The organism is Actinocorallia aurea (assembly GCF_054783995.1).
In genome coordinates this window covers 172,939-188,437 of record NZ_BAAGPQ010000014.1, presented here as the reverse complement: position 1 = coordinate 188,437, position 15,499 = coordinate 172,939, and the positions used below count along the sequence as shown (strand labels likewise).

Here is a 15,499-nt window from a genome sequence, read left to right as displayed (position 1 = left end):
GGCTTCCCCGATATGAGCACCCTCGACTCCACCAGCGCCACGGAGCAGACCCTCGAATGGCTGCTGGAAGCCCTGCGCCAGAAGACCCCCGGCATCCGGCACATCCTCGTGCTGTCCAAGGACGGTCTGAAGATGTGCTACACCACAGGCCTCGGCGTGGATCAGGCCGACCAGCTCGCCGCCATCTCCGCCGGCATCCAGAGCCTCTCGCTCAGCGCCTCGGCGGAGTTCGGACACCGCCTCGGACCCGGCCAGGCCATGGTCGAGTTCCCCGGCGGCGTCCTGCTGATCGTGCCCGCCGGTGAGGGCGCGCACCTCGCCGTCGTCGCGGCCGAGGACTCCGACGTCGGCGTCATCGGCCACAACATGAGCGAACTCGTCGAGCAGATCGGCGGGTTCCTCACCGCAGCGCCCCGCCGACCTGATCCGGCGCCGTGACCCCGCCGAACCTCGACACCGAGGATCCGGACCGGTTCTACACCGTCACCGGCGGCCGTACCGACGCCGCCGACACCGGTCTGGACATCGTCACGCTCGTGTTCACCGAGTCCGCGCCGACCCCCGGCATGCAGTCCGAACACGCGCAGATCCTGACGCTGGCCGAGTCTCCCGTCGCCATCGTCGAGCTGTCGGCGGAGCTTCGGTTGCCGATCAGCGTCGTCAAGCTCCTCCTCGTCGATCTCATCGACACCGGACGCCTGTCGGTGCGCGGTACCGCCGCGCAGCGCCGCTCCGAACTCCCCGACATGGAAACGCTGAAGCAGGTGCTCCTTGGACTCCAAAGTCTCTGACCCCGCCGTGCGCACCCCCCTGCGCAGCACCGCCACGGACGGATTGAAGATCGTGATCGTCGGCGGCTTCGGGGTCGGCAAGACGTCGATGGTCAGCGCGGTGAGCGAGATCAGCCCGCTCAGCACCGAGGAGATCATGACGCAGGCGGGGGTGGGCATCGACGACGTCGGCAAGGTCGCCTCGAAGCGCACCACGACCGTCGCGTTCGACTTCGGCCGCATCAGCCTCAACGCCGAGCAGGTCCTCTACCTGTTCGGGGCGCCCGGGCAGGACAGGTTCTGGTTCCTGTGGGACCAGCTGTTCTCGGGCAGCCTCGGCGCGGTCGTCCTGGTCGACACCCGGCGGCTGAAGGACTCCTGGTACGCCATCGACAGGCTCGAACACCACGGCATGCCGTTCGTGGTCGCCGTCAACCGCTTCGAGCCGGACGAGCCGAGCCTGGAGCAGGTGCGGGACGCGCTGTCGCTGCCGCCGGACGTGCCCATGCTGGACTGCGACGCGCGCATGCGCGAGTCGTGCAAGTACGTCCTCATCTCGCTGGTCCGCCATCTGACCCGTCTCCGGGAGGCCAAGCTTTGACCGCGGAAGAGCCGATCCGTCTGTACGGCACGCACATCGCGGCCGACCCGACCGATCTGTACGAGGAGATCCGGCGCACCCACGGGCCCGTCGCGCCGATCCTGCTGGACGACGACGTGCCCGCCTGGTTCGTCATCGGGTACCGGGAGGCGCACCACATCACGAGCAACCCGCAGCTGTTCGCGCGGGACTCGCGCCGCTGGAACCAGTGGGAGAACGTCTCCGCGGAGTGGCCGCTCATGCCCTACGTGGGCTGGACTCCGTCGGTGATGTTCGCCGAGGGGACCGAGCACCAGCGGCGGGCGGGCGCGATCGGCGACGCGCTGGACATCTTCGACCGCACCGAGGTCGCCGCGATCTGCGAGCGGGCCGCCGACGTGCTCATCGACGAGTTCTCCGGCGACGGCTCGGCCGACCTCATCGCCCAGTTCTCCTCGCAGATCACGCTGCAGGTGCTGGCGAAGCTGTTCGGGCTGCCCGACCGGGACATCCCGATCCTCGTCCAGGACGTGGCGGAGTCCCTGGACGTCGACGAGAAGGCGGCGCTGGCGCACGGCCGCATCCAGGAGCGGATGACGCGCCTGGTGGCGGAGAAGCGCGCCGTTCCCGGGCCGGACGTGCCGTCGCGGCTGATCACGCACCGTGCCGAGCTGTCCGACGACGAGATCATCATCGATCTGCTCGTGGTGATGGCCGCCGCACAGGCGCCGGTCGGCAACTGGATCGGCAACGCGCTGCGGCTGATGCTCATCGACGACGAGTTCTCGGTGTCGCTGCAGGGCGGGCGGTCCAGCGTCTCGCACGCGCTGAACGAGGTGCTGTGGAAGGACACCCCGACGCAGAACTTCATCGGGCGTTTCGCGGTGCACGACTGCGAACTCGGCGGGCGCCGGATCAAGCGGGGCGACCTGCTCGTCATGGGCTACGCGGCGGCGAACCGGGACCCGCAGGTGACCCCGTCCTACCAGCATTCCGGGACTAACCGGGCGCACATGTCGTTCGGGCACGGGGAGCACGGCTGCCCCTACCCGGGTCCCGAGCTGGGCGAGGTGATCGCGAAGACGGCGATCGAGGTGCTGCTCGACCGGCTGCCCGATGTGGCGCTCGCGGTGGACGCGAAGGAGCTGCAGTGGCGGCCGTCGCTGTGGATGCGCGGCCTGTTCACCTTGCCCGTCTCCTTCACGCCCACCGCGCGGATGGACTTCTGAGCGTCAGGCGGGGGTGAACTCCACGCGGAGCGACGCCGGACCGCGCGTGAAGACGCCCTTCTCGACCGGGACGAAGCCTTCGGCGAGCCTCAGGTCGGGGAGGGCGTCGAGGAGCTGGTTGGTGGCGACCTCGACCTCGGTCTTGGCCAGGAGCGCGCCGACGCAGAAGTGCCGGCCGAGCGCGAACGCCAGGTGGTCGGCGGCGGCGGAGAAGGCGCTGGAGGTCTTGAGGTCGTCCCGGAAGATGTCGAAGGAGTCCGGGTTCTTGTAGCGCCCGGGGTCGCGGTTGGCGGCGCCGATCAGCGCGGTGACGGTCTTGCCGGCGGGGATGACGCCTCCGGCGATCTCGACGTCCTCGGCGGGCTGGCGCATGATCATGTGCACCGGGGGGTGCAGCCGCAGGGTCTCGGCGAACGCGGCGGAGATGAGGGTGCGGTCCTCCCGCACGGCGGCGAGCTGCTCGGGGTGCTGGAGCAGCAGCGCGAACATGCTGGCGACCGCCTTGTCGGTGGTCTCCCCGCCCGCGGCGAGCAGCAGCGAGCAGAAGGACTTGACGTCCTCGTCGCTCATCGTCTCGCCGTCGATCTCGGCGGTGACGAGCGTGGACAGCAGGTCGTCGCCGATCGCCGAGCGGCGGGCGTTCACGACCGGGAGCATGTACTCGGCGAACTCGGTTTTGGTCTGGAGGCCGCTCTCGGTCACCTTCTCGTCGCCGCTCAGGTTGCCCAGGAAGGCGATGATCGAGGTGTACCACTTCTGGAACTTGGGCTGGTCGGCCTTGTCGAGGCCGAGCATGTCGACGATGACGCCGACCGGGAACCGGGTCGCGAATTCGGCGACCAGATCCGCCGATCCGGCCGAACGGAATCCGGCGATGAGGTCAGCGGAGTTCCGCTCGATGATCGGCAGGAACTTCTCTTCGAGTTCGCTTCCCCTAAATGCGGGGGCGACGAGCGCACGGCGGACGGAGTGCTCACGCCCGCTCAGCTGCACAATGGTCTTTCCGTGGACCGGCTCCAACTGCCAGTCGTAGTTCGCGGTAGTGAAGACCGAGTCCTTGAAGACCCGCTCGACATCCGCGTATCGCGAGACCACGTAGGACTGCATGGCCTCGTGGTAGAAGAGGGGCGCCTGCTCACGGAAGACGGCGTACGCGCTGTACGGGTCCGCAGCGAATTCCGGCGACAGCATATCGGGAATTGTCCCGGTCACGATCAGGCCTCTCGTCGGGGAAGTTTCCGGTATTCACCCTAGGGAGCGAGCGGCACAAGATCCAGATCTGCTTGCGTGACGAGCCGTCACCCGAAGTGCGATTTCCCTATCGGGTGACGGCTCATTGAGCACAGGACTCTGATTTGTCAGGGGGCCTGCGTGGCGACCGTCACACCGGCGTCCGCCGCGTCACCGGTCTGGTACACGTAGCTCGCCGCCGCGGAGTCGCCGAGCTGCGCCTTGAGGAACAGGGCGGCCCAACGCGCGGTGGTGGCGATGCTGGCGGCCTGCGAGATGGTCTGGGTCGAGACCTCGGCGTCCGCCCCGGGCGGGCTCTGCACGTCGGTGATGCCGTAGTGGTTGGCGCCGGCGATCCGGACGATCTGCTTCGGCCCGTGCTCCAGCTTGGTGTAGGTGGTCTCGGCGTCGGCCGGGAGCGCGGCGCCGTCGACCGTGCCCTGCAGGAGCTGGACGGGGATGCCGTTGTCGATGTCGGCGAAGGTGCCGAGGAGCGGCGACTTGTTGTTGGTGCCGTACAGCGCGGCGGCCTTCACCTCCGCCGGACGGTCGTAGCCGAGCGTGGTGCAGAACGGGATCCCGCACGTCTCGTCGGAGACGTTCAGCGCGGCGGCACCACCGAAGGAGTGGCCGAGCAGGACGAGCGTGTCGGTGTCGATCTTGCCGGCGAGCGGCGAGGAGGTGTTCGCGTCCTCGGCGTTCATCCAGTCGACGGCCTCGGCGGGCATCTTCTGCGACGGGTAGTAGTCGTTGTCGAAGAAGACCAGGCGCTTGTGGTTGGGCACCACGACGATGAAGCCGTAGGCGGCGATCGCCTGGGCGTACTGCGCGTAGTACATCCGGTGCACCTGCGCGCCCTGCATGAGCAGCGCGACGGGCAGGCGACCGGTCGCGCCGGCCGGGTAGTAGACGTCGGCGCCGTCGTTCTTGACCTGGCTGGAGTAGTGGGCGACGGCGGGGTCCGCGGACGCGGGTGCCTGGAAGGTGGACAGGAGCCCGGCCGCGAGTGCGGCGGCCACGGCAAAGCGGGGGGTACGTCCAAGACGCACGGGCTTCCTCCGAAGAGAGATTCCAGATGGAGAGTTTCCATTGCGGAACAGCGTTCCACACATGCAGACGAAGTTTCCCTGATGGATACGTGTGGGGTCAAGAGCCGAACACGCGGTGTACGGCGGGCGGCGGGCGGGCGGCGGGCGGGCCCGGCTCAATTCCCGATAGAATCGGCACGCGATTTTGTCGCCGGATGCGCAGGCCGCAAGGCGCCAATTGGCCCGGTTGCCAGGTGACTTAGGCCACTGTAGGTTCCTGAATTCATGGACCTCTCGCCGGCGCAGTTCAGCATCTGGGCGGCGCAGCAGCTCGCACCGGAACTCCCCCTGAAGATCGGCCTTTACGCCGACCTGGACGGTGCGTTCGACCCGGACACACTCTGCTCCGTCGCCGCTTCGATACTGAGCGAAATCGAGGCCCTGCATGTGCGGATCGAGACCGTCGAGGGGGTTCCGCGACAGGACGTCGGCCATTGTCTTGACAATTCAGTGACCCGTGTAAATTTCGCGGGGGATTCCGATCCCGAGGCCGCCGCCCAGGACTGGATGCGGGCCGATCTCCGCGCGCCGCTCCAGCTCGGCACCGACCCCCTCTTCCGGATGGCGCTGCTGACGCTCGGCCCGGGACGGGCGTACTTCTACGTCAGATCGCACCACATCGCCCTCGACGGGTACGGCGGCCAGATCATCATCCGGCAGGCCACCGAGGCGTACGCGGCGGTCCTGCGCGGCGAAGAGCCCGTCATCGACTTCGGGTCGCTCGCCGACGCGGTAGCCGGCGAGATCGCTTACGCCTCGTCCGACCGGCACGAACGCGACCGCGCCTACTGGTCGCAGAGGTTCGCCGAGCCCCCGGAGGTACGGAGCCCCTCCGGACGGCCCGACCCCGTGGCGCCGTCCATCGACTTCCACCGGGTCGGCGGCCTCGTCGAGGCCGACCTCGCCGGGCCTGCGCGCGCGCTGGGCACCAACGTCCCCGGGCTCGTCCTGGCCGCCGCCGCCGCTTTCACCGCGCGGGTCACGGGCACGCAGGACGTCAGCCTCGGCGTGCCCGTGGCGGCCCGGACCACACCCGTCGCACGGCGGACCCCGGCGATGATGTCCAACGTGCTGCCGCTGCGCACCCGGATCGACCCGGCCCTGACCACCCGGGAGTTCATCAGATCCGTCACCGCCGACGCGGGCGGGCTGCTGCGCCGCCAGCGGTACCGGTACGAGGAGCTGCGGCGCGACCTCGGCCTCGCCGCCGACCCCAGGCCGCTGTACGGGCCCGTCGTGAACATCCTGCGCCTCGACGAGCAGATCACCCTGCCCGGGACCCGGCTGGACCTGCGCGTCCTCTCCCTCGGCCCCACCCAGGACCTCGCCGTCAACGTCTACGACGGCTTCGAAGGGGCGCTGCGCGTCGACTTCGACGGCAACCCCGCCCTCTACACCCGTGACGAAGTCGCCGCCCTGCGCGACTTCTTCATGAGCGTCCTTGAGGCCCTCTCCTCGGCGGATCCCGAGACCCCGTACGGGCGGATCGCCCTAGGGCTGGAGCCTTCGGCGCTCGTCGGCCCCCCGGAGGCCGAGCCCCGTACGCTCGCCTCGTACGTCGCGGAGCAGGCGGCGCGGTACCCCGGCACCGTCGCCGTCGAGACCGACGACGCGCTGCTGACCTACGCCGAACTGGAGTCGGCGGCCGACCGGCTCGCCCGGCGCCTGCGCTCCGGCGGCGCGGGCCCCGGCGAACTCGTCGCGCTGGCGCTGCCGCGCTCGGCCGAGCTCATCACCGCGATGGTCGCCGTCGGCAAGACCGGCGCCGCGTACGTGCCCCTCGACCCGGCGTACCCGGCCGAGCGGCTGCGGTACATGCTCGACGACTGCCGTCCGCTGCTCGCCCTCGCCCGGCCCGAGGACGTCCCCGGCCTTCCCGAGCGGGAGTGGCTGTCGCCCGGCGACGTCTCTTCGGCCCCCGCCGAACCCATCGCCCATGCGGCCCTGCCGGACGAGACCGCTTACCTCATCTACACGTCGGGGTCCACCGGGCGGCCCAAGGGAGTCCTCGTCACGCACCGAGGACTGGCCTCGCTGGCCGTCCATCAGTTGGAGCTCTACGACACCGCTCCCGGGGACCGGGTCTTCTTCGGGTCGTCGCCGAGCTTCGACGCCTCGGTCCTGGAGATCCTCCTCGCCTTCGCCTCCGGCGCGACCCTCGTGCTGGCTCCCCCCGGTGTCAACGTCGGCGCGGAACTGCGCGACCGCCTCGCCAAGGTGACGCACGCGTTCCTCATCCCGTCCGTGCTGGCCTCCGTCCCGGAGGGTCCGCTCCCGGGGCTGCGCGCGCTCGCCGTCGGCGGCGAGGCGTGCCCGCCCGAGCTGATCGGCCGATGGGCGCCCGGACGGCGGATGCTCAACGCCTACGGCCCCACGGAGACCACGATCGTCGCCGCCATGGGGCCGCTGCCCGACGGGCCGGGCGCGCCGATCGGGCGGCCGGTCCGCGGGGCGCGCCACTACGTCCTGGACGCCGCGCTGCGACCCTCGCCCGTCGGGGTGCCGGGTGAGCTGTACGTGGCGGGCGCCGGGGTCGCCCGAGGCTATCTGGGACGCGCGGCGCTCACCGCCGAGCGGTTCGTCGCCGATCCGTTCACGCCCGGCGCGCGCATGTACCGCACCGGCGACCTCGCCGTCCGGCGGGCCGACGGGGTGCTGGACTACCTCGGCCGGGCCGACGCCCAGGTCAAGGTGCGCGGTTTCCGGATCGAGCTCGGCGAGATCGAGGCGGTCCTGCGGCGGCACCCCGCGGTCGCGCAGGGCCACGTGATCGTGCGCGAGGACGGCGGCGTCAAGCGGCTCGTCGCCTACGTCGTCCCGGCCGGGGAGGGCGACGCCGACTCCGCCGCCGCCGCGCTGCGCGGCTTCCTCGCCGCCGAGCTCCCCGAGCACATGGTGCCCGCGGCGTTCGTGCTCCTGGACGCGCTGCCGCTGACGCCCAGCGGCAAACTCGACGTCCGCGCCCTGCCCGCGCCGGCCTTCGCCGCGGCGGTCTCGCGCGCGCCGCGCACCGCGCGCGAGGAGATCCTCGCCGGCATCTTCGCCGAACTGCTCGGCCTGCCCGAGGTGGGCGCCGACGACGACTTCTTCGCCCTCGGCGGCGACTCCCTCATCGCGGCCCGGCTCGTCGGCCGGGCCCGTGCTGCCCTTCACGTCGAGCTGTCCGTGCGCGACCTGTTCGAGCACCCGACGGTGGCGGGCCTCGCCGCGGCGGCCTCCCGCGAAGCCGAACTGCCCCCGCTGCGCCGGGTCGAGCACCCCGACCTGTCGCCGCTGTCGTACGCCCAGCGCAGGCTGTGGTTCCTCAACCGGCTCGAAGGCCCCGCGGCCACCTACAACATGCCCATCCCGCTGCGCCTTTCCGGCCCGCTGGACACCGCCGCCCTGTACACCGCCCTCCTGGACGTCGTCGGGCGGCACGAGACGCTGCGCACGACCTTCCCCGAGGCGGACGGCGAGCCTTGGCAGCGCGTCCACCCGTGGGAGGCGGGCGGCGAAGGAGACCCGGCGTTCGGCGACCTGTTCCGGATCGTCGAGGCACCCGCGGAAGGGCTCGGGGAGGCCCTGCGGGCGGAGGCCGTGCGGGGGTTCGACCTTGAGTCTTCGGCCCCCTTGCGCGCCTCGGTCTTCCGCGTCTCGCCCACCGAGCATGTCCTTCTCCTCGTCCTGCACCACATCGCAGGCGACGGCTGGTCGATGGCCCCCCTGGCGGCCGACGTCATCGCCGCCTACACCGCGCGTGCCGCCGGAACGGCCCCGGGCTGGGACGAGCCGTCCGTCCGGTACCGGGACTACGCCGTCTGGCAGCAGGCCGCCTTCGGCTCCGAGGAGGACCCCGAAAGCCCGCTCGCACGTCAGGAGGCCTACTGGCGGCGCGCCTTGGCGGGGCTCCCCGACACGCTTCCCCTACCGCTCGACCATGCCCGCCCGTCCGTCGCCTCGTACGCCGGGGGCACCCACCGGTTCACCGTCGACGCGGGCCTCCACTCAGCGCTCCAGGCGCTCGCCCGGGAGTCGCAGGCGAGCCTGTTCATGGTCGTGCAGGCCGCGCTCTCCGCTCTGCTCACCCGCCTGGGCGCGGGCACCGACATCCCCTTGGGCTCGCCGATCGCCGGGCGCTCCGACGCCGCGCTCGACGACGTCGTCGGCGTGTTCGTCAACACGCTCGTCCTGCGCACCGACACGTCCGGAGACCCGGCGTTCCGGGAACTGCTCGCCCGCGTCCGCGAGACCGACCTCGCCGCCTACGCCCACCAGGACCTGCCCTTCGAGCGGCTCGTCGAGTCCCTCGCGCCCGCGCGTTCCCTCTCCCGCCACCCGCTGTTCCAGGTGATGCTCACCCTCCAGAACAACCCGCCGGCCGGTGTCGAGGTCGACGGCCTCGCCGTCGCGGTGGAGCCGGTCGACGCCGGAGTCGCCAAGTTCGACCTGGAGATCCAGTTCGAGCCGGGCGAGGACGGGACCCTGCTCGGCTCGATCGAGTACGCCACTGACCTGTTCAGCGCCTCCACGGCGGCACGGCTCGGCGACTGGCTGCACGCCGTGCTCGCCGCCGTCGCCGCCGATCCGTCCGTGCGCGTCGAGGACCTCGACCTGCCCGGCGCGGCCGATGCCCGCGACGCGGTCCGGCGGCGGGTCGCCCGGCAGGCCGACCCGCGGCTCGTCGCGTACGTGGTGCCCGCGCCCGGGGCCGTCGTCGACCCCGCCGAACTGCTGGCGTTCGTGCGCGAGCACCTGCCGGAATCGATGGTCCCCTCGGCCCTGACCGTCCTCGACGCGCTGCCGCTGACCGCGAACGGCAAGGTCGACGTCAAGAACCTGCCGAAACCCGACCCCTCGGCCCTGGCCACCGCGGTGTACCGCGCGCCGCGCACCGAACCCGAGCGGATCCTCGCCGAGATCTTCACCGAACTGCTCGGCGCCGACCGCGTCGGCGTCGACGACGACTTCTTCGCGCTCGGCGGCAACTCGCTGCTCGCCATGCGGGTCACCGCCCGGGCGCGGACCGCCCTCGCGGTCGAACTGCCCGTCCGCGCGCTGTTCGAGACCCCGACCATCGCCGGGCTCGCCGGACTGCTCGCCGACGCGGTGCCCGCCCGGCCTCCGCTGCTCCCCGCGGAGCGGCCCTCTCCGATCCCGCTGTCGTACGCGCAAGCGCGCTTGTGGTTCATCAACCGGTTCGAAGGGCCGTCGGCCACCTACAACCTGCCGATCGCGCTGCGCCTCACCGGAGAGCTCGCCTCCGAGGCGCTGCGCAAGGCGCTCGGCGACGTCGTCGCCCGCCACGAGTCGCTGCGCACCGTCTTCCCCGACACCGCGGGCGTGCCGCGCCAGCAGATCCTCGACCCGCGCACCGCGGTGCCCGCCCTCGCCGTCGCCGACGCCACCGAGGCCTCGCTGCCCGCGCTGCTCGCCGAGGCCGCCGGACGCGGGTTCGACATCGCCGCCGAACCTCCGCTGCGCGCCCACCTGTTCCGGATCTCCCCGACCGAACACGTCGCGCTGCTGGTCCTGCACCACATCGCGGGCGACGGCTGGTCCCTCGCGCCGCTGGCCCGCGACGTCATCGCCGCCTACGCGGCCCGGGCCGGGGGCGCGGCGCCCGGGTGGAAGCCGCTGCCCGTCCAGTACGCCGACTACACGCTGTGGCAGCAGGAACTGTTCGGTGCCGAGGACGACCCCGCCGGCCTGGCCACAAGGCAGCTCGCCTATTGGACCGAGGCCTTGGCCGGGCTTCCTGAGGAGCTGCCCCTTCCCGCCGACAGGCCGCGCCCGGAGCAGGCGTCCTATCGGGGCGGCACCCTGCGGTTCGCCCTTCCGGCACGCCTGCACGCCGCGCTCTCGCGCTTCGCCCGGGAGACGCGCACCTCGGAGTTCATGGTGGCGCGCGCCGCTTTCGCCGCGCTGCTGTCGCGGCTGAGCGGAGCCACCGACATCCCCGTCGGCTCCCCCGTGGCGGGCCGCACCGACGCCGCCCTCGACGACCTGATCGGCATGTTCGTCAACATGCTGGTGCTGCGCACGGACACGTCCGGCGACCCGACGTTCCGGGAGCTCCTCGCCCGCGTCCGCGAGACCGACCTCGCCGCCTACGCCCACCAGGACCTGCCCTTCGAGCGGATCGTCGAGGCGCTCAACCCGCCCCGGCACCTCGGCCGCCACCCGCTCTTCCAGCACGGCCTCACCTTCCAGAACAACCCCGAGGCGCGCCTCGACCTCGACGGGTTCAGCGCGCGGGTCGAGCCGCTGCACGCCGCCGTCGCCCGCTTCGACCTGCTGCTGGTCCTCAGCGAGACCTTCGCCCCCGACGGGGAGCCCGGCGAACTGTCCTGCGAGCTCGAATACGCGCTGGACCTCTACGACCCGGCCACCGCGCGCGCCTTCGCCGCGCGCTTCGCCCTTCTCCTCGAAGCCCTTCTGGACGCGCCGGACGCGCCCATCGCCTCCCACTCCCTGCTCACGCGGCGGGAAGAGGACGTCATCCTGAACTTCTGGGCGCGGGGCGACCTGGAGGAGACGCCGCCTCCGGTGCCGTTCCCCGGCGAGGAAGGCGCCGCCCTCGCCGTCCCGGCCGACCGTGCCGCACGAGGCCCCGGGCTCTGGTCCGGGCCGACGTTCCCGCCGGCGGGCTCCCGGTCGATCGTCGAGGTGTTCGAGGGCTGGGCGGCGCAGACCCCCGAAGCCGTCGCGGTGTCCTACGAGGACGAACACGTCTCCTACGGCGAGCTGAACCGGCGCGCGAACCGGCTGGCGCGGCTGCTCGTCGAGCGCGGTGCCGGGCCCGAACGGTTCGTCGCGGTCTCGCTGCCCAGGTCCGCCGACCTGGTGGCCGCGGTCCTCGGCGTGCTCAAGTCCGGCGCCGCCTACGTGCCGATCGACCCCGACTACCCGGCCGAGCGGATCGCCTACACCGTCGCCGACAGCGCGCCCGTGCTCACCGTCGACCAGTCCGTCCTGGCCGACGCCGAAGGGTTCCCGGACACCGACCCGGGCATCGCCGTCGATCCCCGGTACCCCGCGTACGTGATCTACACCTCGGGTTCGACCGGGCTGCCGAAGGGCGTGGTCGTCCCGCACGGCAACGTGCTGCGGCTCATGTCCGAGACCGAGCAGTGGTTCTCGTTCGGCCCCGACGACGTCTGGACGCTGTTCCACTCGACGGCGTTCGACTTCTCCGTCTGGGAGCTGTGGGGAGCGCTGCTGTACGGTGGCCGCCTCGTCGTCGTGCCTTACGCGGTCTCCCGGAGCCCCGAGGAGTTCCTCGGCCTTCTGGACCGCGAGCGCGTCACCGTCCTCAACCAGACGCCTTCGGCGTTCTACCAGCTCATGGCCTCCGACGACGGCCGTCCGCTCCCCCTGCGGTACGTCGTCTTCGGCGGGGAGGCGCTGGAGCTCAAGCGCCTCGCGGATTGGTACGCCCATGGCCGGGACGCCCTACTGGTCAACATGTACGGCATCACCGAGACGACCGTGCACGTCTCCTACGCCGCCCTCGACCCGCTCACCTGCGCGACCGCGCCCGGCTCCGTCATCGGCGTCGGCATTCCCGACCTGCGCACCTACGTGCTCGACGCGCGGCTGCGCCCCGTGCCGCCCGGGGTCGTCGGCGAGCTGTACGTCGCGGGGCCCGGCCTGGCCCGCGGGTACCTGAACCGGCCCGCGCTGAGCGCTGAGCGGTTCGTCGCCGACCCGTACGGGCCGCCCGGCGGCCGGATGTACCGGTCCGGCGACCTCGCCCGGCACCTGCCCGACGGCTCCCTCGACTACCTGGGCCGCGCCGACCACCAGGTGAAGATCCGCGGCTTCCGCATCGAACTCGGCGAGATCGAAGCCGCCCTCACCGCCCTTCCCGAGGTCGCCGACGCGGCAGTGGTGGCACGGGACAGCAGGCTCGTCGCCTATCCCGTCCCGGCCGATCCCGAAGGCGAGCCGCTGGACGCCGCCCGGTTGCGGGCCGCCTTGGGCGAGACCCTGCCTTCGCACATGGTCCCCGCACTGTTCCACGTCCTCGAAAGGCTGCCACTCACCTCCAACGGCAAACTCGACCGCGCAGCGCTCCCGGAGCCTTCGGCCCCCGAACGCGTCGCAGGACGGACCCCGCAGGGCGAGGCGGAGGAGACGATGGCCGCGCTGTTCGCCGAAGTGCTCGGCGTGTCCGGGGTCGGCGCGGACGACGCGTTCTTCGATCTCGGCGGCGACTCGATCGTCGCGATCCAGCTCGTCGCGCGGGCCCGCCAGGCCGGACTCGTCGTCACCGCCCGCGAGGTCTTCCAGCTCCGCACCGTCGCCGCGCTCGCCGCCGCGGCCCGTCCCGCGGGGGCCGGCGACGCGGTCGAGCCGGAGGAGCCCGGCGCGGGGCTCGGCGCCGTCCCGCCCACCCCGATCACCGCGTGGCTGCTGGAGCGCGGAGGCGACATCACCTCCTTCCAGCAGTCCGTGCTGCTCAGGGTGCCTCCCGGCCTCGACGAGGCAAGACTGGTCCACGCCCTGCGCGCTGTCCTCGACCACCACGACATGCTGCGCGCGCGCCTGGAGGACGGCCGCCTCGTCGTCGCCCCGCCGGGCGCCGTGGACGCCGCCCCCCTCGTCCGCCGCGTCGCCGGGCTCGGCGCCCTGGAGGCCGAGGCCCTCGCGGCGGCGTCCCGCCTCGACCCGGAGCGGGGAGTCCTCGTCCAGGCCGTCTGGTTCGACGCGGGGGACGCGCAGGGCAGGCTCCTGGTGATGGGACACCACCTGGCCGTCGACGGCGTCTCCTGGCGCGTCCTGCTGCCCGACCTGGTCACCGCGCTGGTCTCCGACGCGCCCCTCGCCCCGGTGCCGACCTCGTTCCGACGCTGGGCGGGCAAGCTCACCGCGGAGGCCGCGGAACCGGTCCGGACCGCAGAACTCGACACCTGGCTCGACCTCGTCGAAGGGCCCAACCCCCGCCTCGGCGCCCGCGCGCTCGACCCCGTCAAGGACACCGCCGCGTCCACGCTGCGGCACACGGTCGAGATCGGCGCCGACACCACGGGGCCGCTGCTCGCGGAGGTCACGACGGCCTTCCACGCGGGGCCCGACGACGTCCTGCTCACCGGGCTGTCCCTCGCCGTCGGCCACTGGCGCAGGACGCGCGGGGGCAGGGGCACCGGAGTCCTGCTCGACCTGGAGGGCCACGGCCGCGAGGAGATCCTCCCCGGCGTCGACCTCTCCCGGACGGTCGGGTGGTTCACCAGCCTGTACCCCGTGCGCCTCGACCCGGGCGCGGCCGACTGGCAGGACGTCGCGACGGGCGGGGCCGCCGCCGGGCGCGCGCTCAAGGCCGTCAAGGAGCAGCTGCGCAAGGTCCCCGACAACGGCATCGGCTTCGGTCTGCTCAGGTACCTCAACGAAGAGACCGCCGAGGAGCTGCGCGACCTGCCCCGGCCGCAGATCGTGTTCAACTACCTCGGCCGCGTCGCGTCGTCGGAGGACGACTGGAGCCCCGCGCCGGAGGAGCTGCCGCCCGGGGAGGACCCCGGGATGGCCGTGGCGCACGTCCTGGAGATCAACGCGGTGACGGAGGACCGCCCGAACGGGCCCGTGCTCCGCGTCACGCTGACGTGGCCGCAGGACGTCTTGGCCGCCTCCGATGTCCGCGCCCTCGCCGACGACCTCTCGACGGCCCTGCACGGGCTGGTGGAGCACGTCCGCAAGGGCGACGCCGGAGGGTTCACCGCTTCGGACCTCCTCGTGGACCTCGACCAGAGGGAGATCGACGCCCTTCAGTCGGCCTGGCGCAATAGGTAGAACGTGTTCTAGATTTCCGGGTGTGAGCTACGTACTGGTGGACAGGCCCCGCAAGGGGATCGCGCGGATCACGCTCAACCGCCCCGAGCGCATGAACGCGATGGCCTTCGACGTCATGGTCCCGCTACGGGACGAGATCGAGAGGGCGTCCGCCGACAACGACGTCCGGGCGATCGTGCTGACCGGGGCGGGCGAGGGCTTCTGCTCCGGCGCCGACCTCACCGACGCCGGCGTGCCCCCGGGCATCGACGGGCTCACCCTGCCCTCGATCGCGCGGCGCGCGATGGAGGTGCTCGACCGGGTGGTCCTCGCCCTGCGCCAGGCGCACCAGCCCGTCATCGCCGCGGTGAACGGGCCCGCCATCGGCGGTGGCTTCTGCCTGGCGATGGCGGCGGACGTGCGGCTCGCCGCCGACAGCGCGGTCTTCCGCGCGGCCGGCATCACCAACGGCCTCACCGCCGCCGAACTCGGCCTGTCCTACCTGCTGCCCCGGGCCGTCGGATCCTCCCGGGCCTTCGAGATCATGCTGTCCGGGCGCGACGTCGAGGCGGACGAGGCCGAAAGGATCGGACTCGTCTCCCGGACCGTCCCGGGGGACGACCTCCTCACCGCCGCCGAGGACCTCGCCGAACGGATGGCGTCCTACAGCCGGGTCGGCACCGAGATGACCAAGCGCCTGCTCTGGTCCTCGCTGGACGCCGCGAGCCTCCAGTCCCACATGGAGCAGGAGACCTACGCCCAGCTCCTCGTCCGCCTCACCACCCGCAACTTCGACGAGGCGGTCCGCGCCCGTCGCGAGTCCCGCCCGCCCGTCTTCGACGACTAGGGCCCCGC

At 72.0% G+C, this 15,499-nt stretch carries 8 protein-coding genes; 6 read left to right on the top strand and 2 right to left on the bottom strand.

Translation table 11 applies throughout. The annotated features are described in order from the left end of the window. The first annotated feature begins 12 nt into the window (after nucleotides 1-12). Genes ACYVOM_RS18695 through ACYVOM_RS18680 form a run of 4 tightly spaced genes read left to right on the top strand, consistent with a single transcriptional unit; the run spans nucleotide 13 to nucleotide 2,579 of the window. Nucleotides 13-438: a roadblock/LC7 domain-containing protein gene (locus tag ACYVOM_RS18695; protein ID WP_460304688.1), complete on the top strand. Its 426-nt coding sequence runs from the start codon at nucleotides 13-15 to the stop codon at nucleotides 436-438. Continuing rightward, a complete protein-coding gene (locus ACYVOM_RS18690) occupies nucleotides 435-791 on the top strand; it encodes a DUF742 domain-containing protein (RefSeq protein ID WP_460304687.1) in 357 nt (118 codons plus the stop codon). Before ACYVOM_RS18695 ends, ACYVOM_RS18690 begins: the two co-directional genes overlap by 4 nt. Beyond that, on the top strand, nucleotides 772-1,371 hold the full coding sequence (locus ACYVOM_RS18685; RefSeq protein ID WP_460304686.1) for a GTP-binding protein: 600 nt from the start codon (nucleotides 772-774) through the stop codon (nucleotides 1,369-1,371). Before ACYVOM_RS18690 ends, ACYVOM_RS18685 begins: the two co-directional genes overlap by 20 nt. Then, entirely contained in the window at nucleotides 1,368-2,579 is a 1,212-nt protein-coding gene (locus ACYVOM_RS18680; protein WP_460304685.1) for a cytochrome P450, read from the top strand. The genes ACYVOM_RS18685 and ACYVOM_RS18680 overlap by 4 nt, the downstream gene beginning before the upstream one ends. A gap of 3 nt (nucleotides 2,580-2,582) precedes the next feature. On the opposite strand, the gene ACYVOM_RS18675 is transcribed toward ACYVOM_RS18680, so the two are convergent. Both ACYVOM_RS18675 and ACYVOM_RS18670 read right to left on the bottom strand, forming a co-directional pair. Beyond that, the gene (locus ACYVOM_RS18675; protein ID WP_460304684.1) at nucleotides 2,583-3,770 is read right to left on the bottom strand and encodes a cytochrome P450; all 1,188 of its coding nucleotides are present in this window, start codon (nucleotides 3,768-3,770) and stop codon (nucleotides 2,583-2,585) included. Nucleotides 3,771-3,937: 167 nt separating this feature from the next. Further along, nucleotides 3,938-4,828, bottom strand: a complete 891-nt coding sequence (locus tag ACYVOM_RS18670; protein WP_460304683.1) for an alpha/beta hydrolase family protein — start codon at nucleotides 4,826-4,828, stop codon at nucleotides 3,938-3,940. A gap of 294 nt (nucleotides 4,829-5,122) precedes the next feature. Here ACYVOM_RS18670 and ACYVOM_RS18665 point away from each other — a divergent pair, with 294 nt between their 5' ends. Continuing rightward, complete coding sequence (locus ACYVOM_RS18665; RefSeq protein WP_460304682.1) at nucleotides 5,123-14,665, top strand: amino acid adenylation domain-containing protein; 9,543 nt, start codon at nucleotides 5,123-5,125, stop codon at nucleotides 14,663-14,665. A 22-nt stretch (nucleotides 14,666-14,687) separates the two neighbouring features. Further along, nucleotides 14,688-15,491, top strand: coding sequence for an enoyl-CoA hydratase (locus ACYVOM_RS18660; RefSeq protein ID WP_460304681.1), 804 nt, complete (start codon nucleotides 14,688-14,690; stop codon nucleotides 15,489-15,491). The last annotated feature ends 8 nt before the right edge of the window (nucleotides 15,492-15,499 follow it).